The organism is Actinomadura sp. NAK00032 (assembly GCF_013364275.1).
Classification (GTDB): domain Bacteria; phylum Actinomycetota; class Actinomycetes; order Streptosporangiales; family Streptosporangiaceae; genus Spirillospora.
The window spans coordinates 6,234,366-6,258,346 of the sequence record NZ_CP054932.1; the positions used below are offsets into that span (position 1 = coordinate 6,234,366).

The window sequence follows — 23,981 nt, forward strand, 5'->3', positions numbered from 1 at the left end:
TCCGACCATTCCTGGCTCCAACGAATGACGTGGTGTTGCACCGATCATCCGACCGCAACGAAGGAGTGAGAGATGAGATCACCGCATGACCCCGCCACCGCGCTGGAATCCCTGCACGTGCCCGTGAGCGCGGCAGCGGCAACGCCGGGGCCCATCCCGACCCGAGCGCTCCGAGAGCGGGTCGTGGGCGCGACGGCGGTCGCGTTGGCAGCGTCGGTGGCGATCCAGAACGCGGTGGTGGTCTGGGCCGGAGCGCCGGACTACGGGACCCCGATCAAGGAGGTGCTCGCCTTCCACGCGGAGCACCGGGTCGCGGTCGCGATCGCGGTCGGCCTGGAGGCGCTGAACCTGCCGCTGCTGCTCGGGTTCCTGACCGGTCTCCACGGGCTCGTCGAGCGCCGCGGGCGTGCGGGCGCGGACTGGTCGCGCCTCGCGGTGCCCGCAGGCGCGACCCTCTCGGCAGTCTTCGCGCTCTACGCCGTCCTGTGGAACGGTGTCGTGCTGTCCGCCGGCGAGCTCGCCGAGCCGAGCCCGGAGTTCGAGCTCGCCTGGCGATTGCATGCAGCAGCCTTCGCGTTGGCGCTGCCGGCGCTCGGCACCACATTCATCGGCGCCGCGCTGGCGGCGCATGCGAGCCGGCTGACGCCGTCGTGGCAGCGTCTGCTCGCAGTGGCCGGGGGCGGCCTGCTGCTCGCCGCCGGGGCGGCCAACCTCGCGATCGCGGACGGCTCACGGCTCCTCTTCGTGGGGATGCCCGGCTACGCCGCCTGGCTCGTGTGGCTGCTCGCGACCGGCGTACGGCTGGTGCGCGCTCGAACAGCTGACCGTCCTGACGACGCATCGACCTCCGACGAGGAGGGATGACGGGAACGACATCGAGGCGGCTGCGGTCGCCGCAGCGCTTGGGGCGTTCGCCGGTCGTGCGGCAGTGGGCGTTCTCGGTAGCAGCAGCGGGCCTCGCCGCCCTGGGCGGCAGGTCTGGCGAGCGCTCGCCTTGATGCTGCCGCACGGTCCGCGGCGGGATGGCTGATGGCCGGCGCGGACGTCACGTCGGCCGCCGCTGGGCGCAGTGTCCGCGCTCCGAGGCCGTCGTCTCGATATGCACGGGACCTCGTTTGCGGGGCGTGGCCGTAGTATCCGGCGGAACCCAGCAGGCTCGCACCACCACGATCAAGCTCGTCGACGTTATGGACACGCTGCGCCGCGACAAGAGCAGCGGCGTGGTCCTTTTCTCCGCGAAAGATCGACTAGTAGGACGCGCGAACTGCCACATCGGAAGCCTGGCGTTCGCGCGCTTCCACTGCCGAGGCCGCCGGTCCTCGAACCAACGAAACATCCTCATCTACCGCGGAGCGTCATCAGTCTGCCCGTCGCTTGACGCGCGACGCGCGAAGGCGGTGATCGGTCGATGGAAAGCACTCCGGTTTCTTCCAGTAGGGCGGCGACCCCTTAACGCCCGCCACGGCAATGGTGTCCGTGCCTCCTTCTGACCGAGGAACAGAACCAGCCCGTCGGTGGGGCAGCGGGCAACGGTGAAGCGGCCACGACCCGACGGGTCGCCAATGGCTCCCCAGGAGAGACAGCCGCGCAAATCGCGCCCTCCCTTCGTCCTGCCACAGCCGATCCTGACCCAGTCCATAAAAACCGTCGACGTCGGCTCGTGGTACAAACTCAGAGAGCTCGTGGACTGGTCGATCAGGCTCGGGCCCCCTTGTGGAGCTGACTCCTTAGCGGTTCTGCCGGGTGAGTGTCATCATGGCGGCATGATCTTCTACGGAAAGGGCGTCCTGCGCCCCAGTCGGTGAACCCCGGCCAGTGGGAGCCGGGCCGTGGTACCGTCGAAGACCGGACCACCCTGCTGGCCCATGCTCTCGCTCTGAACGCACTGCACGGCCCCGGCCCCTGGCCGGACGGCGGGTTCCCACTCCCCGACGAACCGCCGGGCCGCAACGGCGAGGACGGGCCCCTCATCACGAGCGTGGTGCTCGACGGCGTCCGGACCCACCACTTCGGCACGGCCTCGGAACCGGAGGCCATCACGCAAGTGGCCGATCTCCTAACCGCTGCACGGGGTGGCGCGGCATCTGACCGAGTACGGCCTGGCACGAAACACCGTCAACCTGGGCATACGAATCCTCCCGCTCGATGTGCTCACCAGCGCCCCCACCGTCAGCCGCGGTCTCGGCCCCGAACACACCCTCGATCGTGCGCTGGCCGCCGTCATCAACGACCTGGACGAACATCCCGGCGCCGGCGTCGAGCTGCTCCGGATCTGCCTGTCCGCTCGAACAACGCCGACACGGCGCCGTGCGCTTCAGGTCTTGACGTCCTGGCCGCCGGAGCACCGACCGAGCCGTCTTCGGGTCTGGATCAGCGCTGCCGCATCAGCTGAGCCCGACGGCGAACTCGAGAAGGAGATGCAAGCCTTCCTGACCGACTGAACCGACAACCGGTGCGGACTGTCGGTAGCTTTCCCGACCCCGGTCTACCTCAGTGTCGACGGTGGCCGAAGCATGGGTTGAGGACACCCCACGGCTGAGCAACAACCTCTTCTGACGCAGTCGGGTGACCAGCAGCGATCTTGAAGCCCTCCCTCAGCGGCCAGATGCCGCCCTCCTGCCATGTCCAGGGTGTGGGTGCCGGCTATCCGGTGACGTGGGGAAGGTCCGGCGCTGGTCGCGATCAGCCGATCGTGCCACCCGTTCGGGAGGACGTGGCGTACCGTTCGTGCTCTGGGTCGTGCGGCCGGCCGCCATCAGATAACCGGGCGCTCGAAGGCTTCAGGGGCCTCAAGGTGCACGGGAAGGCGAACGATGGGCTTCATACAGCGCTTCGACCACGTTGGTATCACCGTTGCCGACCTCGACGCCGTGACGGCGTTCTTCGTCGGCCTCGGATTGGAGGCCGATCAGAAGATGGCCGTCGAAGGCGAGTTCTTGGACACGGTGATCGGCATGACCGGCGCTGCCACCGAGATCGTCATGCTGCGGCCGCCTGGAGGCGGAACCACGTTGGAGCTTTCGAGCTTCGTACGGCCGGACCACCTCGCGGGTCCCCCAGCCGCACCGGCCAACGAACTGGGCCTGCGCAACGTCGCTTTCGAGGTAGGGGACCTGCAGGCCGCCGTCGACCAGGCTGCGGCCGACGGCTACGGCCTGGTAGGAGGCATCGGCGAATATGAGGGCCTGTGGCGGATGGCCTACGTCCGCGGACCTGAGGGAATCATCGTGTCGCTGGCCGAGCGCATCCACAAATAAGGAGACATGGTGGGCACAAGGGTGACCGACGAACAGATCCAGGCGCTGGCTTCGACCGCGAAACCTTTCAGCCTGGCGCTCCTTCAGTGGACTCCGGAGCGAACCATGAACGGCGCGGATGCAGTAGAGCTCGAGCATCAACGGCGCATGGTGTCGCTTCGCGCCGAGGGGGTGATCGCCGTCCTCTGCCCGGTCGCCTCCGACACTGTGGCAGGCGTCGCGATCATGACCGTGCCGGCCGAGGAAGCCGCCGAGATCATGGCCGACGACCCCTGCGTGCAAGCCGGGATGATGCGCTGCGATGTCCATCTCTGCCACGGCTTCCCGGGCGATGCTCTCCCCACCTGAACGATCCGGTTGGGTCGAAGTGCACTTCACCGAGAGAACTCGGCTTACATCGCCCGCCAACCGGCCCCGCGGGGTTGACCTTGCCCCCGAGGTCAAGCTTCAGCGTCCCGATCATGGAACGCACGAACACACTTCGGGGCCGTGCCGTGCTGATCACCGGCGGCGGGACGGGGATCGGCCGCGTCGACGTCCTGGTCAGCAACGCCGCGATCACCCGCCCGGCCTTGCTGGAGACCATCGACCGGAGGGGTGAGGGTGACGACGCCAGCGCCCGGGCTGCGGTCGCCACGGCGGAGGCGGCGCGGGCGCTGGCCTCCTCCTCGATGCCACCGGCCGACCGTCGGGCAGGCGGTGGGATGGCCCCTAACGGTCCACGTCCCCCGCGCGCCGAGCGTGGCCCCGTTCGCCGCGCGGGACGGTGACTGCATCGGCTTCGGCCCGGGGGCCCGCGGGTCTCAGCAACGACCGCTGGCCCGTGTCGGGCGGGTCGGTGCTGTGCCGCACTTCGGGGAACTGATGTCGGGGCGGCCGGGCGGTGGCTCAGTTCGGTGCGGCGCCCGTCTCCGCGCTATGGCACGCAAGACCCCGCTCAGAAGCCGATCCAGCGAGTGATGCGGTCCAGTGGCAGACGTCCGGTGGGAATGGCGGATCTGCCTTGGGGAGCCGCTGCCGGGTAACCGAGCGAGATGGCGGTTCGGACCTTCCAGGGGGCCTCTACCTCGCACAGGCGTCCGGCCTGGTCGGCATTGGACGAGGGGAAGAAGGAGGCCGGGCAGCTTCCCAGGCCATGGCCGTGTGCGGCGAGCATGAGGCTCTGGGCGGCCCGCCCCGCGTCGAACTCGGCGTCCTCGCCTCCCGCCGCGTGATCCACGGCGAGTGCCACGGCGACGGGAGCGACGGCCAGATGAGCGGCGTATCCGCCGAGCAGACTCAACTGCCGCAGCAGATCGCGGTCTCGGACGACGAGAAACCTCCACGGTTGCCGGTTGCGGGCCGATCCGGTCCAGCGGGCCGCCTCCAGCACCCGCATGATCTCGCTCGCGGACACCGGCTGGTCGGTGAACCAGCGGGTGGCCCGCAGCGAGGCCACCTGCGCCTGCAACGACTCACCTGGCTGTCTCGTGCCCATCCGCCGATCCTAGGGAGCGGGTGGCGGTTGCCCCCACCGACGCCCGACGCCACGCGCCGGTCCGCTCACCACCGCGAGGCGACGGTCCCCACCAGACGACAGAACTGCCGCGCAACAGGCCGGTGAACACCGACGCCCACTCGTCCCGACCGGCGACGATCACCCCGCCTCATGAACCTCCTTGGTGCTACCAGACCGCGTGGAAGTGATGGACCGGGCCGTGTCCGTGGCCCACGTGCAGGGTGTCGGCGGCGCGCAGCGAACCGAGCCGGGCCGGATGGCGCGGACCTGACCTGGGCGAGGGCCGAAACAGCGTGCCGGGCGCGGCCCGCGAGTCATGAGCAGACGGCGATGGCGTCGACCTCGAACCGCATGTCGGGCAGGGCGAGGGCGGCGACACCGAGCAGTGTCTGCGTGGGCGGCTGGTCGCCCCAGATCCGCCGGACGGCGGCGGCGATGACCGCCAGTTTGCCGGGATCGTGGTCCACGACGAACGTGCGGAGTCCGGCGACGTCCCGGTAGCGCAAGTCGGCCGACTCCAGGGCCGCGCCGAGGTTGGCCAGTGCCTGGTCGACCTGCTCGGCGAAGTCGGCGGACACGACGTGGCCTTCGCGGTCGGAGGCGTACTGCCCGGCGATGAGCATCAGTTCACCGGAGCCCACCCTTGCGACGTGGCTGTAGCCGAACCCGACAGGGTCGTGCAGGGTGGACGGGTTGGTGATGGAAATCGGCATGAGCGTTGTTCCTTCTTCACGCATGGGTTCTGGTGTCGGTGGAGCCGGGTGGCCGGTCGGACGTACGGCGCGGGCCCTGCCTGTCTGTCATGACGCGGGCGGCTAGGCCGCTCCGGGGACGTTGAGGCGTGCGGCGATACGGCGCACCTCGCAGAGGATGCGTTCCCCGTCCAGTGTCTGCAGTTCGCCGTTCAGTAGGAGTGGACGTCCGGCGACGTAGACGTCGCGAACGTCGGCGGGCGTCCCCCGGGGCCAAGGAGGCGGGGGTGAAGCCGATGGCGGCGGCTACGTGCACGGTGGCGGCGGCCAGTGCGTCGTGCACCGCCCAGGCTCCGGCGTCCTCGGCGGTCCCGCGCTGCAAGGACACGGCTTCGGCGAGCAGGCGGATGTCGTCGACGGTGGCCTTTGTCGCGTGGGCGACGAGCGTGGAGGGGCCGAGGAGACCGGCGGCCGCGGCCATGGCTATCGGGGTCCGGCCGTACTCGGCCGACGCCGCGGCGACCTCGTTCGCCGTCTCGGAGAGATGGACATGGATCCCCAGACCGCTCTCCGCGGCTCTGCGGGCGACCTCGCGCAGGACGTCCTCGCCGCAGGTGTAGACGGCGTGCGGACCGAACATGACCCGCACCAAAGGCTCCTCGGCGTACTGCCGGGCGAGCCGCTCGACATGGTCGAGGATCCCGGGGTAGGCCCGGCCGCCGGCCGCCGGGTAGGGACGGAGATCGCCCCTTGGCGTTCCAGCAGGTGGGACGGCAGGCCGGCGCGGATCGCGCGGACGGCGGAGAAGAAGTCGACCTCGAAGGTGTGCTGCCACCGGGCGTCGGTGATCGCGCCGAACCCTTCGAGCCGCGCGTCGAAGGCGCCCACATCGTTGATCAGCACGCCGAGGCCGCCCACCATTTACATAAACGATGAATATAAAAATGCTATGCTTCGAGCATGAGTCCTCAAGACGCCGCCGACGGCGCGTCCGCCGCCATCGGGGCAGCCCTCTACGGCCTGGCCACCAGGGCCGCGAGGCGCCTCCCCCGGGACATGAGCCTGACGTCCGCCGCCACCCTGGCCACCCTGGACCGGACCGGACCGCGACGCATCACCGATCTGGCCGCGGTCGAAGGCGTCACCCAGCCCGCGATGACCGTCCTGGTCCGGGTGATGGAGGAGTCCGGCCTGGTCGAGCGGCGGGGCGACGCGTCCGACAAGCGGGTCACGCTGGTGTGCCTGACCGAGGCCGGCGCCTCCTATGTCCGGACGCGGCGCCAGGCGGGCGTCCAGGCGTTCGAGCGGTTGATCGGCAAGCTCACGGGCGACGAGGTCGAGGCGCTGGTGGCGGCCCTTCCGGCGCTGCAGCATCTGGCGGACCTCGAAAGCCAGGACCGCGAAGCGCCGAACCAGTGACCGGGCGCCCGCCCGGCGGGGGCGCGGTGAAGCCGTTCCCGGTGGCGCGTTCCGAGGCGCGGCTGCTGGTCCCCGCCCTGATGTTCATCGCCCTGGTCGTGGCGGCGGTCGCCAGCCTCGGGGCACCGCTCATCACCAGCGTGGCGACCTCGTTCCACGTCTCGCTCGGCAGCGCGCAGTGGACGCTGACCGTCGCGCTGCTCAGCGGCGCCGTCGCCACGCCGGTCCTCGGCCGGCTCGGAGCCGGTCCGCACCGGCGGGCCGCGATCCTGGTCACGCTGGCGGTCGTCGTCACGGGCAGCGCGCTCACCGTCCTGCCGCTGCCGTTCGCGTGGCTGCTGGCAGGCAGGGCGGCCCAGGGCGTCGGGCTCGGGCTGACGGCGCTGATGATGGGCGTGGCCCGGGACCACCTCCCCGAGGAGCGCGGCGCGGCCGTGATCGCCCTGATCTCGGTGGTCTCGATCATCGGGGCCGGCGTCGGCTACCCGCTGGCCGCACTGCTCGCCGAGCTCGGCGGGGTACGGGCCGCCTACGGCCTCGGCCTGGTCGTCACCGCCGCCGCCCTCCTGACCGCGTGGCGCTCCGTGCCCGAAGCACCCGAAGGCCGCTCCGCGCGCGTGGACGTGGCAGGCGCGGTCGTCCTGGCAGCCGCGCTGGTCCTGGTGCTGTTCCTCGCCGGCGAACGGAATCTGTGGAGCCGGCACCTCGCCGTGGCGGCGGGCCTCGCCGCCGTCGCGGTGGTGCTGCTCTGCGTCTGGGCCGTCATCGAGTTGCGCAGCACGACGCCGCTGGTCGATGTGCGGGCGGCGCGGCATCCGGCGGTCGCCGGGGCGAACCTCGCCATGTTCGTCGGCGGGATCGGCATGTACCTCCTGCTCACGCTCGTCACCCGGTACGCGCAGACGCCGCACGGCGCCGGCTACGGCTTCGGGCTGACGACCTTCGTCGCCGGGCTGGTCCTCGTCCCGTTCTCGGTGCTGGGGTTCGTCGCCGGCAAGCTCACGCCGCGGGTCCGGACCCGGATCGCCGACCCCCTGCTCCTGGCCGGCAGCGCCGTCGTGGTCGGCGGCGGGTTCGCCCTGTTCGCGGCGGCCCGGTCGGACCTCGCCGAACTGTTCGCGGCGATGGGCGTGCTCGGCTTCGGCGTCGGCGGCTTCTCGGCGGCGATGCCCGGCGTCATCCTGGCCGTCACCCCCAAGAGCGAGACGTCGAGCGCCATGAGCTTCAACTACGTCGTCCGCAGCGTCGGGTACTCCCTGGGCAGTGCCATCGGCGGCCTGGTCCTCGCCGCGGGCACCGGCCCCGGCCGCCTCTTCCCCGACGACGGCGCCTACACCACCGCGGCGCTGGTCGGCATCGGCGCCATGGCGGTCACGGCGCTGGCAAGCCTCGCTCTCGCCCGCCGACGCTCGTCCGAGGCCAACCCGTAAGTCAGATTCACTCATCCCAACACTGGAGGTTCCATGCCCAAGGGCTACTGGGTCAGCGTCTACCGCACCATTTCAGACCCTGAGAAGCTGGCCGCCTACAACAAGCTGGCCGCTCCGGCCGTCAAGGCCGGGGGCGGTCGGACCATTGTCCGTGGCGGTCAGGTCGCGGCGTATGACGCCGGAATCGCCGAGCGCGTCGTCCTGGTCGAGTTCGACAGCTTCGAGCAGGCCGTCGCGGCACGCGAGAGCGCGGCCTACCAGGAGGCGCTGGCCGCCCTCTCCGACGGTGTCGAGCGCGACTTCCGCATCGTCGAAAGCATCGACTGACCGAGGGCCGGGCGGATCTTCGCCGACGTGCCTCTGCCGGGCGTCTTGAGCACGGACTATCAGCGATCGTGACGTTGCGTCAGACTCCCCCGGGAACATGACGCCCATGTTCCCGGGGAGCCCGATACATCCCCTCCAACCCCACCCCGGATCGGAGACCCCGCCGCTGATCGCGGCCTCGGGTCATGCCGGCGGGAGGGGGAACCAGAGAGGGTTGGTGCCGCCGCGGGTGTAGTCGACGGTGATCTCGTCGCCGGGGCTGATCTGCCGGGTGGCGATGATGTCGACGACCGCGGCGCTGAAGTCCTCGTGGTAGCGGGCGTTGGGAGCGATGTGCCTCTCGTGGGGTGCCTGCACCTGTGACGATCATCTGAGCTGGGGCCGTTTCGCAGATTCGGTCCCAGCCGCCTACTGCTCGATCATTTCTTCCAGCCGATCACGCGGCCAGGGCGCGGGCTCGGGGCCGGTGAGCCGGCCGAGCAGACAGTCTGAAACTGCGTTTCGCGTCGGCAGGTCGGTCGGCATCGGCGACGCGGCCGCACCTGTCCGTTGCGGGACAAGAACACCACCGTATTCGCCGCGCCCGCTTCACCGCGCCCCTCCCTTTTCGCACCCAAGAAGGTGAGCCGGCTCAGCCCGACACGTCAGAAAGCTCGGCGGTCGCGCTCCTGTTCGGCCCCTGTCGGATTTGCTGTGAACGGCTCGAAACTCGGAGCACGATTGTCTCCGGAAAGGCTGACCCAGTAGAGCTTGACCCGGCCTGTGGTGTTGCTGCTGTTCTCAGCCTGGATCCGCACCTCGCAGACTTCCCCGCCGGGAATTGGCATGATGATGTGCTGCCTGGTGCATCCGCCGCAAGTGCCGGCGGATGCCCTTGCCACGACAGGGGCGAATCCCTGGCAGATCAACTGCACTTCGAGGTCCGCCTGCTCCCCCTCTCCCCCGGTGATCGTCAACTCGCCCACGACGAGACCGTCGCCGGGGCCCTTGCATTCGTACTTGGCCGCTTCGCCCCCATTGCCGATCACCTCTTGGGTCTCATAGGAGATCAGGGTTTTGAGGAGTGCAGGCCGCAGCCCGGCGATGAGGGCGTTGGCCGCTGTGATCTCGCCGCCGTGGACTTGGACGACGGTCGAGTCGGAGTAGGGAAGCCAGTCGTTGCCGACCTGGTGCTTGGCGATGAGCTCGTAGACCGTCGTGGTATGCAAGGGGCCGGTGTGGAAGGGCGGTTCGATCCGACCGCCTTCGAGATGCTTCTCCACGCCGTTGACGAAGAGCTGGTAGGTCACATTGCGGTCGCCGTCGACCGTCCAGTCGAGTTTGGTCGAACGACCGTTCTCCACGATCGGGTCATCGGCGCGGAAGTTCTTCAGCTCGAAGCCGATGGGGAACTTTCCGATCGAATGAGTGGCGTCTTCGTATCCTGGTCGGCCACGGGGGGTCTCGATGGAGATGACGACGTCGGTGATGCCCTCGATGGCGCTGACGTGGATGCCGTCCAGGTGCAGGCGCAGCGCGTCATTCGGTCCGGCCTCATTGTCGGCGGGCTTGAAGGTGAACTGGCCGGGTTCCTGGTCGCCGGTGTCCTCGGTCCAGCCGGGGGGCAGTTCGAGTTTCGGCCGGCTGACCTTGTTCCAGACGGGGGTGAGGATGCTCGGGGCGTCCGCCTCCCAGTCGTCGCCGGCGACGGCGAACGTGATCGTCAGGGATTCGAACTTGACGCGGGAGAAGCCGTCGTTGGAGATCAGAAGGTCCAAGGACGCCTTCGTCGGCGCGTTGGGGCTCTCCGAGGCCGTCATCGGCGCGGGGTGGGTGCTGATGCTGGAGCGGAACGGGAAGACGCGCTCTTCGGCCTCGGTGCTGGGCGGTGCGATGGTAGTGGTCATGCCGGGCTCCTGTGAGCAGTCGGTTACGGGCGAGCGGGCGAGTCGTGGCGTCGGGTCATGCCGTTGGCGAGATGCAGCAGGCCGGTGCGCAGGTGCGCGCGGGCTTCGGGTGCGATGCGGGCGGTGGTGTCGGTGGCGGTCACGGGGATCGTGGTCCCGTCGGCCCGCCTCCAAGTCCATTCGCCGCTCTCCACGACCGGCAGTGGAAGGCCGAATGCCCGCGTGACCGTCTCGGTGCCGTCGCCGCGCTTGACGGTGACGCCCTGGAGGCGCCCCAGGACCGGGCCGACGTGGAAGACGGCGTCCATGTGCGCGAGCGCATGGGAGATGTAGTCGATGTCGGGCCGCAGGTAGCCGGTCGGCAGAATATGGGTGTTCGCCTGGACGCCGGCCCATGGATCGGCGAGCAGTGTGACCAGGCGTGAGTCGCCAAGCCTCAGGGCCAGGCCGGCCCCCTTGTCCCGTCCGGCCACATAGCCCTCCGGCGGGTTGCGCGGAGGGGCCACGGCGTAGAGCCTGGTGTAGTCGTCCTGGTCGAAGTAGCCGATGAGACCGTCCTCGAACGAGGAGGTCGAGCCGAGCAGGACCGGCCAGGCGTAGTCCTGGTAGTCCGCGGTGGGCGGGTCGGCCGCCAGCCGGCTGGGCAGGATCGGGACGATCGGTTCGGCATCGCCCTCCAGTTCGAGCCGGGCGCGCATCAGCGCGAGCGGGTGGCCGAGCATCCGCAGTGTGGGATGCGACGACGACGGGCGGTCCGGGACGATGGCCAGCCGTGCGGCCTCGACCGCGGCGATCAGGTCCTCCAGCGACCTGACCCGGTCGTCCCTGGAGTCGAGGCCGTTGAGAAAGCGAGCGAGGTGGGGATGCTCGGCGCTGTCCTGCCCGAGGGCGGGGGCGTCCGCGTGGTACCGCTCGAAGACCAGTGCGTCCTTGTCGGGACGCAGCTCCCCCAGCAGGCGGCCGTCGGCCGCCATGCACAGCAGTGCCCCGTCGAAGTAGCTGGGTACGATCCAGGCGCTGATCTGGTCGCCGGCGTCGGCGCTGTACGCGACCCGTGCGTCGTCCAGCCGGGACACGAAGTCGAAGCCGAGTCGGGCGGGCTGCGGGAGCCGCGGCCGGAGCTGGAACAGGTGCGGCGCCCAGGACCCCTGCCGCCCGACGTGGACGAGCGCGTCGGCACCGCCCGGCTTGCGAGGGTCCTTGGCGTCGGGGACGACCGTCGCGGCCCGGGCGGGCGCCGGACGCTGGTCGGGCCGGTCGGCCGTCTGGACGACCTCGTAGCCGCGGCCGAAGCGGTCGACCAGGAACAGGCGGTTGAATCGGAACTGGCCGGCGCGGTAGGGCTCGTAGTGGGGCGCGGCGACCCAGTTCTCGTCGCGGGTGGGGTCCGCCGGTTCCCGGGTGACGGCGGACAGGGCCCTGGGCGCGAAGGTGTGGTGCCCGTCGAGAACGTCGGCGACGGCCGCCTCCGGGCGGGGGCGGACCCGGGATTCGCGGCCGGTGAGCTTCTCGGTGAAGCCGTCCAGGGCTTGCGAGATCAGGTCGGTGCCGCCGCCGGCGTCGGCGAGGTGCCCGGCGAGGTCGCCGACCGCGTGGAGGAACTCCTCGCTCTGCCCGGGAGCCTCGGCATCGACGTGCCGGAGGCGTTCGGCGATGTTGTCCACAGCGTGCGCCGACAACAGGATGGAACCCGAGACGCCGCGCGGGACGGCCTTGTCCTCCGCCGCGTCGCCTTCGCCGCGCCACTGGTAGAAGTCGTCTCCGAACTCCCAGTTCCTGCGGGGTTCGGGCTTTCCGACGTCCTGATAGTGGTGGTGGGGAACGGCGAAGTAGTCCGCCTCCCACACCAGCAGCAGGGGAGTCCACGGCTGCTTCCACAACGCGGTCGCGCGGCGGACGGCGAGGACCCGCCGGTCGGCGGCGGACCAGGCGACGGGTGTCGCCTGGTCGGCGAAGGTGGCGGTGGCCGGAGCCCGGTACCGGTCCAGCGAGGCGAATTCGGTCAGCAGATGCTCGGGCAGATCCTCGGGGATACCGGCGGGGATCATGTCCGCCACCGCCGCCCAGCCCGCGGGCAGCAGGGCGGTGACGGCGGCGTCCTCACCGGCCCTGGTCACTGTCTCCCCCGACAACCGGCACGGGATGACCGCGGGGTCGTCCAGCAGCCGGGCCGCCCTTGCGCCCTTGATGAGGACGACCGGCTCGCGAGCGTTGTGGAATACCGGCCGAGGCGTTCGGATCGGCCGTCCCGCGGGGGCGCGCTTCCACAGCCCGGTGAGCCGCTTGACCTCGGCGTCGATCGCGGTGTCCAGGTCTTCGGGCGTCACGGCCTTCAGCAGCGCCGGAGCCTGCGCCAGCGCGGCGCGCTCGGCCGTGACCTTGCCGGTGAAGGAGGCCAGGTCCGCATCGACCTTCTGCTTCAGCTTCTCCAGCCGGCGCTTGACCACCCGCTGCCTGGCCAGTCCGCGAGACCGGATGATCGCGTTGAGCCGCTGGACGTACCACCACAGCTCGGAGAGCCGTTCCTGGCGGCGGGCGAGCCTCCGGGCGGCGGCGTCGTAGGCCCGCTGGGCCTCGTTGGTGTCCGCCAGCCATGCCCGCTCCGGCTCGGGCAGCGGCCGGACCGGCCGCGAGTCCTCGCCCTGGGTCGCCGGCGGGGTGGTGATGTCCCAGGTGAAGCCGCCCGCGACCGGCTCGAATCGGGCCTCGCGCGTGCGCTGTTGGACGGCCGCCATGCCGTCCCGGGTGTCGAGCTGGTGCAGCAGCCCGTACTGGAGGGCCTGCAGCCGTCGGAGCCGGCCCGGGTCCTTCCAGAAGCCGGTGTCGTGGGCGAGGGCGAGCGCGCTGATCCCGTCCGCCGAGGATTCGGCGACGCCGTAGGTGACGGGTCGCTTCTTCGGGTCGTCCTCGGTGGCGGGTGCCTCGTCGCGGTCCGGCTCCGGGACGCCGGTCTTCTCCCAGCGGACCCCGACGGCGGCGCCGGCGCAGACGGTGCGGACCGGGGCCGACGGGACGGGGCAGTCCCAGCCGAGGCGCTGGAGCCGTTCGGTGATCTGCTCCATGGCCTTGGCGGATGGGTTGGCGGTGACGCAGGCGAGCGGATCGTTCACGTCGGTGCCGTACCAGCCCATGACCAGGTAGCTGAGATCCAGCGGGTCGCCGGCGAGATCGGTGAGGGGGTCGTGCATCGAGAAGACGCCCATGTTGTAGGGCTGGTAGGTCGCGAAGGTCGGCAGGCCGGGGCCGACCGCGGTGAGCGGGCCGGGCAGGAGGCCGGCGGGCTCGGACAGATCGCCGTCCAGCGGCCGGACGCGGCCGATGCGCTTGGGAACCGGTGTCGGGTCGGCGGCGGACGCCGGGACGGCGTAGGGCGAGTTGTCGGCGGCTTCGGTGTCGCTCAGATGATCACTGTGGACCAGCCATCCGGCGGCGGAGCGCTCGTCGGCGCCGGTCCTGCCGCCGTAGCGCACCACGAGCCACCGGGTGGGGACCGCCGCGTAGGCCGTCGTCCCGTCGGGCTGCAGGGCGCCGGCGCGCAAGGCCGCCGGCAGTTCCCAGTGCACCAGCACGCCCGTGTCGGGACGGCTCACCGGCTGGCTCAGCGGATCCGGTTCGGGACCGAGGTCGCCGCGTCCGGTGAAGTCGGGGCGCCAGCGGCGCCAGTCCTGATTGCGGACGGCGTCGTTGACCATCAGCGCCGTGACGCGGACGGGCACGATGACGGCTTCTGGGCTGCTCACAGGGCGCTCCTTGACAGGCACGTCCCGGACGGTCTCCGGGCCGGCGGGCGATGGGAGGCGGGACGTCGGTCGGCGGGGGAAGGCGGTGGTCAACCGGAAGAGACGGTCATGGCCGCGGTTTCCGGTGACTGGATCATCTGCAGAGCGAGCTGGGCAGGGCTGAGCCTCGTGGTGCCGTCCGGCTTGAACCTGCCGTCGAGCGCCCCGGCGATGGCCGTCGCCAGGGCCGATTCGCCGTCGTTGAAGTCGATGACGGTGGCTCCAGCGCCGTCGGCCGACCGGTAGGGGACCCTGACCCAGACCGGGGGCGCCAATGCCTGGCCCGCCTTGAGCTCGTCGACGTCCACCAGGGTGCGCAGGCTGACCCAGTCGTCTTCGGCGTCCGCGCCCTTGCGCCTCTGGAAGCCGATGTGCAGGCCCTGCATCGGCTCGTTCAGGACGATCCTGGCGGGCAGGCCGTCGAACAGGCACAGCAGGACGTCGGGTGCGATCCGGTCGCACCGCAGCACTTGCCCGGCCGCCGGAGCGGAGCCGTCGGCCTGCTCGGCGGAGACGCTCACCCGCATTTCCGGGTACGCCGAGACCAGTTGCGAGCGGATCACAATCCCGGACCGGGGAAGTGCGTGGGCCTGCTTCAGGTAGGTGTCGCGCAGCTTCTCCAGCACCTCGCGGTCGAGGCGCGAGCGCTTGGCCGCGGCGAAAACGCCGTTCAGCAGGTGGTCCACCCATGCGGAGTCGACCTGGAAGACGCGGACGCTCTCTGCCGGCAGCATCTCCGCGTGCGGCACGAGGTGGTCGAACGGTACCTGCTCCAGACGGCGCAGCCGGTCCAGCCACTGGACGATCGTCGATTCGTCCGGATCGGTGCTCCCGTCGGCGGCCCCGGCGTCGCCGCCGTCCGGCTCACCGGCCGCCGCCGGGGCCAGGGCGGTGACCTGCGCGGCGAGGCCGTCCAGGACCGAGTCGTCAGCGGCCAGGAACGCGCTCATCAGCCCGGTCATGGGCGGTGCGGCGGCCGAGCCGAGGTCGCCCTCGCGAAGCGCCGCGACCAGGTCGGCTCCGGTTCCCGCGCCGGGTCCGGGCTCGTCGCGGGCCGCGCCGGCACCGGCCGGGCCGCCCGCGCCCGAGGCGTCCCCGGCGAGGACGGCAGCGTGGTACTGGCCCGGCTCACCGTCCACGACCACGCTCCGGAACGCCGCGCGCCAGGTGTCGCCGGCCTGCCCGAACAGCGAGACGACCGCCTCCCGCAGGTCCGCACCGTCCCCGTCGGCCCCCGCTGCCGCCGCTGCGGGGATCTGGGGCGCGATGATGCGGCACGCCTCCGCGAGGCGGGCGTGCGCGCGGTCGAGGTAGGCGGCCAGCGCGGCGGCGACGTCCTGGTCGGCCAGGACGAGTCCGCGGCCCAGGGCGTGCGCGGCCGGGTAGCCGAGGTCGTCGACGCCGTACTCGGTGTCGGCGGGGGACGGACCGGTCACCTCGTAGGGCACCAGAGGTCCCCGGTACCAGGCGAAATCCCCCGGCTTCCCGCTGTCGTGGGTGACCGGGACGAAGCCGTTGGCCAGCCTGTACCGGGTGTGCTCGGTGTATTCGCCGGTGCGGGTCGTCTCCGGTTGCGGCAGGCGCAGCAGGAGCCGCCGCGAGTTGTCCGTCGCGCCGGTGGGCATCGCCGACCGGAGCAGCTGCTCGCGCAGTCCCGAGAAGCCCGCATGCCCGCGCGGCGCGGAGGTGAAGGTCCACGAGTACAGGGACAGGAGCCGGATGTCGCGGGTGAGCGTGCTCGGGTCGGCGAATCGCCCGGTGTGCCCTTCGAGCGAGACCAGGTGCGCGACGTAGGGGCCGCCCGTCCTGGACGGGAGGCGGTTGGCCATGATGAACGAGTACTCGGCCGCCCGCCTGGTCGCGTCGTCCCCTGCCTCGCCGGGCAGGATGCCGCGGACGTGGGCCAGGTGCGCGACCTCGGTCGCGCGCGGAGCGACCGCGCGGAAGGTCTCCCTGGTGACGCGGATGGTGCGGACCGGCTGGGCCCGCTCGTCCTCGGTGAGTCGCGGGGAGAACTCCGGCACGGTCACGTCCGCGGCGTCGACCAGCAGTTCCCCCGCCGTGCCCGCGGTGGCCAGCCCGGCCGCCTCCGGGTCGTCGACGATCTCGCCGCGGGTGAACAGCAGGAGCGCCAGCCAGGGGCGCTTGCGGTCCTCCTCCTCGCCGGCCTTCCAGTCCAGCCGGTTCTCCCAGGGCAGTACGCGCCGTTCGAAGGCGATGTGCGGCAGCACGGCGTCCAGCGGGCCGCCGGACCCGGCCGGCGGGTAGGCGCCGTGGACCTCCTGCTCCCCAAGGTGCAGGCGCAGGCCCGCCACCTCGATCCGCTGGGTGACGGGCGCTGGCGGCGGCTCGCCGCCGAGCGGCAGGTCGTCCGGCAGCGTCTGCGCGACGGTGATGGTGTAGGCGCCTCTGCCGATGGAGGGCGCCTGGTTGTCGGCGAACGTCAGAGGACGCGTGGTCATCGCTGGACCTCCAGCAGTCCCAGTCCGGTGAGCACCTTGCTCATCTCCTCGAACGCGGTCTCGCGGGAGACGCCCGGACCGCCCGGCGCGGTGCACTCGGCAGTGGCGTGCCGGAGCGGATTGACCTGTCCCGCCCACGGCCGCTCCCGGATCGCCTCGATGGACGTGTCGACCTTGCGGCCGACCAGCCGCGGGGCCGGAATGCGCACTTCGAGACCGGTCGCGTAGACCTCGGTGGGGCGCGTCGCGGCCTCCTCAGGGCGCGGCGGCTCGTCCAGTACCTTGCCCCACAGCGCGTTGGGCACGGCCGAGTACTGGGGGACGACGGTCCAGTCGTCGGCGCTGGTGTACCTTTCGCCGTCGTCCCGGTATCCACCGTGCGTGTCCTTCACGACCGACACGTTGTGGACGGAGCGCTTCGACGGCTCCCCTGCGTAGCGCATGGGCCGCACGTCGAGGTGCGTCTTGCGGCGGCGCTTGACGCCGCCGACCTCCGGCTCGTCCTCGAGCGCCTGCCGCGCGGAGTTGTAGCCGACCTCCGTGGCGGGGATCGCGGTGCGGGTCGTGAACGCGAACCCGTCCGTGGAGACGATCCAGCTCCCCGGCACCGCCTTCTTCATCATGACCGGATCGGTGAGCAGTCCGCCCAGCACCGACAGGGTCAGCGGCGCCTCGGGCAGCTGTCTGCTCTGGAACTCCTTCCATTCCAGCTGCCGCGAGCGCCGGTCCTCGTCGGCGCCGAAGCCGATGCTCACCGAGAACGGGCCCGCCTTCAGGTGCGCGCGCCCGCCGGCGGGCGGCCCCCACACCTGCAACGTGGCCTTGATCTCCACCCGGACCGTCACGCTGAACAACCAGCAGTCCAGGGTGTAGGACGCGCCGATGGTGATGCCGATGTCGGCGTGGAAGTACAGCGGCGCCCACCACACGATGACGTTGAAATGGGCCACCAGCCAGGCGCGCAGGCCCCCGGCGTCGTAGCTGATCTCCAGCCGCCCGCCGACCATGCCCGCCTCGGGAGTGACGGCGACGTACAGTTCGCCCTTGACGGCGACCGCGGAACTCGCCGACCAGCTCAGCCCCACCCGCGGCACCGCCGGATAGTGGTCGGGCTTCCTGAAGGCGGGATGGTAGCCGCCGACCGTGGCCACGAAGTCGCCCTCGTGGACGCTGCCGGGGAACCACACGCACAGGGCTGCGCCGCCGGTCAGCTTGCAGTCCTCGTGGAAGATCCAGGAGTTGCCGCCCAGCGCCGCCGTCAGCGAGAACTGCCGCTTCGCGTGCTCATACAGGGCCCGGAACCCCAGCTCGACGTGGGCGATGCGCGGCGTCTTCTCAGCCTCGGCCGAGCCCGTGGGGAAGTCGGCCGACATCGTCCCGAGCAGTGCCACCAGGAAGTCCCGGTCGCTGAACTGGACGATCAGCAGCCCCGCCAGGTCCACGGTCTCGGCGACCGAGGCGCTCACACCCGCCGCGAGCCACAGGACGCCGGCGGCCGGTGACACCACGGCGTCGGCGCCGCCGGTGATCTTCTCCAGCACCTCGGTGGGGCTGATCGGCTGGTCGGGTTCGGCCCCCGTCAGCTGCCCCATGTCGCCCAGGGCCCGCACGAACGGGAACTGGGCCACCTCGTCGGCCTCGGGCAGAGTGAGCCGGCTGTTGTAACCGAAGCCCAACGCCAGCCCGGTGAACACCAGGGGCGGCGGCCCGCCGATCTTCCCCTCCGACGCGCCGAAGACGAACAGCGAGGTATAGGCGGGATGCTGGTCCGTCTCCTTGAGACGGGCGTAGGATCCCACGGCCATGAGCCCCCATTTGGCGGCCTTGACCATGATCAGCCCGTCGTAGGCGAACTCGTACTCGCCGTCGGGGGGACGGGACGCGAGCATCCCCAGCACATGCAGCGGGTCCCGCTCGTACGCCACGCCCAGGCCGCGCAGCACCACCCGGACGACGGGGTCCTCGGTCAGGTCGATCTCCATGCCGAGGCCGGTCGCCGTCAACTCGAAGCCGGCCGCGACGAACCCGGCGTCCAGGCTCACGACGAGCCTTGCCGCCCGCCCCTCCCCCGCGGGCACCAGCCGGACCGCGACCTGCCGCAGATGCAGCGTCCCCAGTGCCCGCTCGACCTTCCGCACCGCCTGCGCGTCATCGCCGGGCTCGTCCCGCTTCCCGTCACCGGTCTGCTCCCCGTCACCGGTCTGCTTCCCGTCACCGGTCTGCTTTCCATCACCGGTCTGCTTTCCATCACCGGTCTGCCGCGACTGCTTGGAAGCGGGTTCGCGCACCAGCATCTTGTGGGTCTCGTCCCCGATCGTCACCCACGCGACCAGTGTGGTGCCCGCCGCCAGGTCTCCGGTTTCCGGCAGCGGCGCCGCCGCCTTGCCCAGGGCGCCGTTGAGCGCCTTGATCCGGTCCACCTTCAGGTCCTGGGAGGCGTAGACGGCCTGGAGGCCGATCTGGAGATCGCTGTCGGCGGGGATCTGCCCGCGCAGCAGATCCAGCTCGGAAAGCCGCGCCTTGGAGCCGAACGGCACCATCGCCGAGGCCACGACGGGCCTGTTCTTCTCCTCGCCCTCCTTGGGCAGCACCGCCGCAGCCCACGCCACCGTCCCTTTCTCCGTCCCGGCCGGGTAGACGACGATGCGGTGCTTGCCCGCCTCCGGAACGTCGTAGCGCAGGACGATGCCGGTGAGCGACGGAAGGAACGCCGGCGACTGCGCCTCAGTGAATCCGAGCGCGTGCAGCGCCTCGGCCACCGAGATCGGGTCGGACGACGCCACGGTGAACTCGAAGCTCTTGGCGGTGGCCTTGGAGTCCAGCTCGGCGGTGGCCTTGGAGTCCCCCTTGGAAGTCGCCTCGGAATCCGTCTTGGCAGTGGGTTTGGAATCCGACTTGGCGGTGGCCGTGGAGTCCAGCTCGGCGGTGGCCGTCAGCGTCCTGTCGCTGGAGACCTGGAACTCCGCGGAAACGGACAAGCGGCGCCGCATCCCGTCGTCCATCATCCGCGTCTCGAGGTCGAGGGTCACCGTCTGCAGGACGTCCGCCAGAAACGCGAACTTCTCCGTCCCGGCCAGCGACAGGCTCACCACGACCCCGGCGACCGGGTCGGCGGCCTTGGGTTCATCACTCGCGGCGACGAACCGGACGGTCAACTCCAGTTTCGTGTCGACAACCGTGCCGCACAACGACAAATCCGCCAATTTCTTGGCGTTCGTCGATATTCCGATGAGGGTAGTCGTCTTGGCGAGTTTGGAAAACCACTCTTTGAGAACGTTCAAATCGATGGCGGCCCGAACGTCCCTCAACTCGGCGGGAAGCCCCCCGGGAATCTCCAGCCCGTCCGGCGCACTGAGCCGCTTCAGCCAGGTCTGCAGACTTCCCATGGTCATAGTCGATGGCCGGGTCAGAGTCTGTGTCACGGAAAATCCTACGGTCGTTCACCAGGACAGTTCAGGCAGGCTGCGCCGAGACGCTCTCATGTTTCAGATCGCACTTCCCTGCATCACTTGCGATCGAACTCGCGCGGCGCGACCATGCAGATCAGGTAAAGGTGCCGCACTGGACGGACCGCACGAATGAGTCGTCCACAACGAGGGCGGTCTGATCGTTGGGCGGGCACGAATGTCACCCCGGCCCTGCAACCCGACATATCGCCCCCGATGGACACAAGCCCGTTGCTTCGACACCCTCGAAACTGTTCCTCGTGCCGTCCGCCGAACAGGCCCACGGCATCCGCAAAATCCCCGCGCAGCTCCGCTACCGGCATAAACCCGCAACCTTCCGCATCGTCACGTTGCAGCCAGCGATCGCCATGCCCGGCTACTACATGTCGCATACGCCTGATAACTCTAAGCATTCCAAGAAGTGGCGATGCCTAGACCGGCCGCCCGCTCCGGGAGGCCAGGGCTGAACGCGCCCGACGCCACCTGATCGAGGGCGTCGAAAGTCGTGCTACTGCGGCGGGGCGCGGGATGGCTGCTGATGCCGACGGGCCTGAGCGGTTCAAGGACGATGCCGAGCAGGCAGGTCAGTCTGCGCGGCGCCGACTGGTGAGCGCCGGCCTGGGGCGAACCCTCGGTAGCGCGTCACACGATGTATGCGCCGACCTGGATGGAGGCCGACTCGTGGGGTGCCATGGCTGCAATGTTGATGCAGTTGCGACTTGTTTGCAATAGTGGCCGCATGACGTACTCACTTCCGGACCTTCCTTATGACTACGCCGCCCTGGAGCCCGCCATCACCGGCGAGATCTTGGAGTTGCACCACGCCAAGCACCACGCCGCCTACGTCAAGGGCGCCAACGACACGCTGGAGAAGCTGGACGAGGCGCGTGACAAGGACCAGCTCGGCGGCCTGGTTGGCCTGGAGAAGACGCTCGCGTTCAACCTGTCCGGGCACGTCCTGCACACGATCTTCTGGGACAACCTGTCCCCCGACGGCGGCGACCGCCCCGACGGCGAGCTCGGCTCGGCCATCGACGAGCACTTCGGCTCGTTCGAGGCGTTCGAGAAGCAGCTCACGCAGGCGACCGCGACCGTCCAGGGATCGGGCTGGGGCGTGCTCGGCTGGGAGCCCCTCGGGCAGCGGCTGATCATCCAGCAGGTCTACGACCACCACGGCAACGTCGGCATGGGCTCCACCCCGCTACTGGTGTTCGACGCCTGGGAGCACGCCTACTACCTGCAGTACAAGAACGTGCGCCCGGACTACGTCCAGAAACTGTGGGACCTGGTGAACTGGAACGACGTCGCCGCCCGCCTCACCGCCGCCAAGAACGCCTGACACCGGTTCAGGCCCCGCGGACCGCGGCGCCCACCGGGCCCCGGATCATGCTCAGAACACGTTCCCCGGGTCCGGCGGGCGCCGCTTCGCATTCTCCCCCCACCACCCGGCCTGGATCGCCACCGGTAGGGCCTGCGGCACGTGACCTCGACCGCACCGAGCCGTCGCATGTGTGCCGGATCAACGGTGTCTTCCGGACGTCCTCAGCGGGAGGCGTAGGCCGCCTGATCATCTCTGCCGGGCTCGGGCGGTTGGCCGGCGGGGACCGGTGACCAGCGGGACAGGATGCCGGGCAGCCCGCAGGCGCCAGAGTGCTCCGCGGATCCCGCACGCCGCCGCCCGCGGACGGCAGCGGGCCCCCGGCCTCGTCCGCGGCGGCCGTGTCGCCGGGCTGTTGCAGAGCCGGTGGATCAGAGGTGATGGGAGATCGGCCGGTGACGGCGGCCAGGGCACCGGCGTACTGCCGGTGAGGAATGCCGGCTCATTGGTGAGCCCGAGCGCTCCCTGTGGAATGCGCGTCACCGCTGCCCGTGTCCAGGCCGGCGAGCAGGCGCAGCCCGTCCTCGGCGGGGCTGCCGGGGGCCGCGGACAGCACCAAGAGCTCCATGCCCGAGCCATCCGGTAGCGCGAAGTTCTCCTGGTGCAGTTCCAGCAGGCCGACCAACGGGTGCCGGTACGCCTTGCGCCCGTGTGCGCGGGCGCGCACGTCCGCACGGGCCCACAGGCGGCGGAAGCGCTCGCTGCCCATCGCCAGCTCTCCGATGAGCGAGGCCAGGCGGGGGTCCTCGGGGTATTTCCCGGCGGCCAGGCGCAGGTGTCCGACCACGTCCAGGGTGCAGGTCTCCCAGTCCGCGTAAAGGCCGCGCTCGGCCTCTTCGAGGAAGATGTGCCGGGCGGTGTTCAGGCCCGGCATCGGACGGCCGAAGAGGAGCCGGGCGAGGCGGTTCCCGGCGAGCACGTCCAGGCGGTGGTCCATGATCAGCGCGGGTGCGTCCGCGACCAGGTCGAGGACGCGCAGCAGCTCCGGCCGGACCCGCCCGCCCGGCGCCTTCGGGCGGCGGCGCTGCCGGGCGAGCCGGTCGAGGTGCCCGCGTTCGGTCTCGTCGAGGCCCAGGACCCGGGCGAGCGCGTCGAGAACCTGCTCTGAGGGTTGGGTCGCGCGGCCCTGCTCCAGGCGTACGTAGTAGTCGACGCTCACTCCGGACAGATGCGCGACCTCTTCGCGGCGCAGCCCCTGGACCCGGCGGCGGCTGTCGGCGGGGATGCCCACGACTGCCGGGTCGACTCGGGAACGCCGGGTCCTGAGGAAGCCCGCAAGATCGTCCATGCCTCCATTATCGCTTCGGTGCCGCCGGTGAAGGTGGTCCTGCCGTTACCAGGAAGTCCCGTCCGCCGGAAGAGGCGTCCCTGAACGCCGAGCGCCCCGGCGTCCAGGATCGAAGGCATCCGATCCGAAGGAGTCTCCCCATGAAGACGCTGATCGTCTACGCCCACCCGGAGCCGAAGTCGCTCAACGGCTCGCTGAGGGACCTCGCGGTGTCCACGTTGGAGAGCGCCGGCCACGAGGTGCGGGTGAGCGACCTGTACGCGATGAACTGGAAGGCGGTCGTGGACGCCGCGGACTACGGCTCCCACGCCTCGGCTCCGCTGAAGGTCGCCCTGGACTCGGGCCGGGCCTTCGACGCCGGGACGCTCACCCCGGACGTCCTCGCCGAGCAGGAGCGGCTGCTGTGGGCCGACACGATCATCTTTCAGTTCCCGCTGTGGTGGTACACGATGCCCGCGATCCTCAAGGGCTGGGTGGACCGGGTGTTCACCTACCACTTCGCCTACGGTGTCGGCGAACACAGCGACACCAGGTACGGCGAGCGCTTCGGCGAAGGGACCCTCGCCGGCCGGAGGGCCCTGCTGTCGGTGACCGCCGGCGGTCCGGAGTCGCATTACGCCGCCCGCGGGATCAACGGCCCCATCGATGATCTGCTGTTCCCGATCCAGCACGGCATCCTCTACTACCCGGGCATCGAGGTGCTGCCGCCGTTCGTGCTGTACGGCACCGACCGGATGTCCGGCGAGGACTACCCGGACGTCGCCAAGGCATGGGAGCAGCGCCTGCTCACCCTGGAGTCGACCGAGCCGATCGCGTTCCGGCGGCAGAACTTCGGCGACTACGAGATCCCCTCCCTGCACCTGAAGGAGGGGCTGGAGCCCGCTGGCCGCACGGGTTTCGGGCTGCACGTGCGCGGCCGCGCACCCGCCGTCTCGACTCGGTGAGACGCCGGTCTTCGGGTCATCGGCGGCCACCGGCGGCGACGGCGTTGGGGTCGAGCGCGAGTGCACCGACCCCGCCCCGCCGCCCGGCTGCATGATCATCAGTGCCGTGACCAATCTCGTCCGCGGAGGTGAAACGGGAACTCCGCGACCGGCGGGAGGCGAGCAGGCGGGCCTT

Annotated in this window: 21 protein-coding genes; 12 read left to right on the forward strand and 9 right to left on the reverse strand. The window is 70.5% G+C overall.

The annotated features are described in order from the left end of the window. Positions 1-72 precede the first annotated feature (72 nt). The 5 genes from HUT06_RS28755 (at position 73) to HUT06_RS28775 (ending at position 4,027) form a co-directional block, all read left to right on the forward strand. The gene (locus HUT06_RS28755; RefSeq protein WP_217711500.1) at positions 73-864 is read left to right on the forward strand and encodes a hypothetical protein; all 792 of its coding nucleotides are present in this window, start codon (positions 73-75) and stop codon (positions 862-864) included. A 1,208-nt stretch (positions 865-2,072) separates the two neighbouring features. Beyond that, positions 2,073-2,441 (forward strand): hypothetical protein, encoded by a 369-nt coding sequence (locus HUT06_RS28760; RefSeq protein WP_176198566.1) that lies wholly within the window; start codon positions 2,073-2,075, stop codon positions 2,439-2,441. A 372-nt stretch (positions 2,442-2,813) separates the two neighbouring features. Further along, the gene (locus tag HUT06_RS28765) at positions 2,814-3,257 is read left to right on the forward strand and encodes a VOC family protein (RefSeq protein WP_176198567.1); all 444 of its coding nucleotides are present in this window, start codon (positions 2,814-2,816) and stop codon (positions 3,255-3,257) included. Positions 3,258-3,278: 21 nt separating this feature from the next. Continuing rightward, complete coding sequence (locus HUT06_RS28770; protein ID WP_217711501.1) at positions 3,279-3,605, forward strand: hypothetical protein; 327 nt, start codon at positions 3,279-3,281, stop codon at positions 3,603-3,605. A 113-nt stretch (positions 3,606-3,718) separates the two neighbouring features. Further along, complete coding sequence (locus tag HUT06_RS28775) at positions 3,719-4,027, forward strand: hypothetical protein (protein WP_176198568.1); 309 nt, start codon at positions 3,719-3,721, stop codon at positions 4,025-4,027. Between the two features lie 167 nt (positions 4,028-4,194). On the opposite strand, the gene HUT06_RS28780 is transcribed toward HUT06_RS28775, so the two are convergent. The 3 genes from HUT06_RS28780 to HUT06_RS28790 form a co-directional block, all read right to left on the reverse strand. Beyond that, positions 4,195-4,734: a nitroreductase family protein gene (locus HUT06_RS28780; RefSeq protein WP_176198569.1), complete on the reverse strand. Its 540-nt coding sequence runs from the start codon at positions 4,732-4,734 to the stop codon at positions 4,195-4,197. Positions 4,735-5,069: 335 nt separating this feature from the next. Next, the gene (locus HUT06_RS28785; RefSeq protein ID WP_176198570.1) at positions 5,070-5,468 is read right to left on the reverse strand and encodes a RidA family protein; all 399 of its coding nucleotides are present in this window, start codon (positions 5,466-5,468) and stop codon (positions 5,070-5,072) included. A gap of 16 nt (positions 5,469-5,484) precedes the next feature. Then, positions 5,485-6,282 (reverse strand): amidohydrolase family protein, encoded by a 798-nt coding sequence (locus tag HUT06_RS28790; protein ID WP_302931838.1) that lies wholly within the window; start codon positions 6,280-6,282, stop codon positions 5,485-5,487. Here HUT06_RS28790 and HUT06_RS28795 point away from each other — a divergent pair. Genes HUT06_RS28795 through HUT06_RS28810 form a run of 4 tightly spaced genes read left to right on the forward strand, consistent with a single transcriptional unit; the run spans position 6,198 to position 8,623 of the window. Beyond that, entirely contained in the window at positions 6,198-6,383 is a 186-nt protein-coding gene (locus tag HUT06_RS28795) for a hypothetical protein (RefSeq protein WP_176198572.1), read from the forward strand. The genes HUT06_RS28790 and HUT06_RS28795 overlap by 85 nt on opposite strands. Positions 6,384-6,407: 24 nt before the next feature. After that, the gene (locus tag HUT06_RS28800; RefSeq protein WP_254715439.1) at positions 6,408-6,866 is read left to right on the forward strand and encodes a MarR family winged helix-turn-helix transcriptional regulator; all 459 of its coding nucleotides are present in this window, start codon (positions 6,408-6,410) and stop codon (positions 6,864-6,866) included. A gap of 41 nt (positions 6,867-6,907) precedes the next feature. Next, the gene (locus HUT06_RS28805) at positions 6,908-8,296 is read left to right on the forward strand and encodes an MFS transporter (protein ID WP_217711502.1); all 1,389 of its coding nucleotides are present in this window, start codon (positions 6,908-6,910) and stop codon (positions 8,294-8,296) included. A 33-nt stretch (positions 8,297-8,329) separates the two neighbouring features. Further along, entirely contained in the window at positions 8,330-8,623 is a 294-nt protein-coding gene (locus HUT06_RS28810; protein WP_176198574.1) for a DUF1330 domain-containing protein, read from the forward strand. Between the two features lie 183 nt (positions 8,624-8,806). On the opposite strand, the gene HUT06_RS28815 is transcribed toward HUT06_RS28810, so the two are convergent. The 5 genes from HUT06_RS28815 to HUT06_RS28835 form a co-directional block, all read right to left on the reverse strand. Further along, complete coding sequence (locus HUT06_RS28815; protein WP_176198575.1) at positions 8,807-8,980, reverse strand: SET domain-containing protein; 174 nt, start codon at positions 8,978-8,980, stop codon at positions 8,807-8,809. A gap of 287 nt (positions 8,981-9,267) precedes the next feature. Further along, positions 9,268-10,509 carry a hypothetical protein gene (locus HUT06_RS28820; protein ID WP_176198576.1) on the reverse strand — a complete coding sequence of 414 codons (1,242 nt, stop codon included), beginning with the start codon at positions 10,507-10,509 and terminating at the stop codon, positions 9,268-9,270. Between the two features lie 23 nt (positions 10,510-10,532). Beyond that, positions 10,533-14,249: a hypothetical protein gene (locus HUT06_RS28825; RefSeq protein ID WP_176198577.1), complete on the reverse strand. Its 3,717-nt coding sequence runs from the start codon at positions 14,247-14,249 to the stop codon at positions 10,533-10,535. A gap of 89 nt (positions 14,250-14,338) precedes the next feature. Further along, entirely contained in the window at positions 14,339-16,750 is a 2,412-nt protein-coding gene (locus tag HUT06_RS28830) for a hypothetical protein (RefSeq protein ID WP_176198578.1), read from the reverse strand. After that, entirely contained in the window at positions 16,747-19,938 is a 3,192-nt protein-coding gene (locus HUT06_RS28835) for a DUF6603 domain-containing protein (protein WP_176198579.1), read from the reverse strand. The genes HUT06_RS28830 and HUT06_RS28835 overlap by 4 nt, the downstream gene beginning before the upstream one ends. A gap of 518 nt (positions 19,939-20,456) precedes the next feature. Here HUT06_RS28835 and HUT06_RS28840 point away from each other — a divergent pair. Together HUT06_RS28840 and HUT06_RS28845 are read left to right on the forward strand one after the other, a co-directional pair. Continuing rightward, positions 20,457-20,663, forward strand: a complete 207-nt coding sequence (locus HUT06_RS28840) for a hypothetical protein (protein WP_176198580.1) — start codon at positions 20,457-20,459, stop codon at positions 20,661-20,663. Positions 20,664-20,935: 272 nt separating this feature from the next. Continuing rightward, positions 20,936-21,535 (forward strand): superoxide dismutase, encoded by a 600-nt coding sequence (locus HUT06_RS28845; protein ID WP_176198581.1) that lies wholly within the window; start codon positions 20,936-20,938, stop codon positions 21,533-21,535. A 481-nt stretch (positions 21,536-22,016) separates the two neighbouring features. Here the strand turns inward: HUT06_RS28845 and HUT06_RS28850 are convergent, their stop codons facing one another. After that, a complete protein-coding gene (locus HUT06_RS28850) occupies positions 22,017-22,862 on the reverse strand; it encodes a helix-turn-helix transcriptional regulator (RefSeq protein WP_176198582.1) in 846 nt (281 codons plus the stop codon). Between the two features lie 140 nt (positions 22,863-23,002). Between HUT06_RS28850 and HUT06_RS28855 the strand changes: the two genes are divergently transcribed. Then, on the forward strand, positions 23,003-23,806 hold the full coding sequence (locus HUT06_RS28855) for an NAD(P)H-dependent oxidoreductase (protein WP_176198583.1): 804 nt from the start codon (positions 23,003-23,005) through the stop codon (positions 23,804-23,806). Positions 23,807-23,981 lie beyond the last annotated feature (175 nt).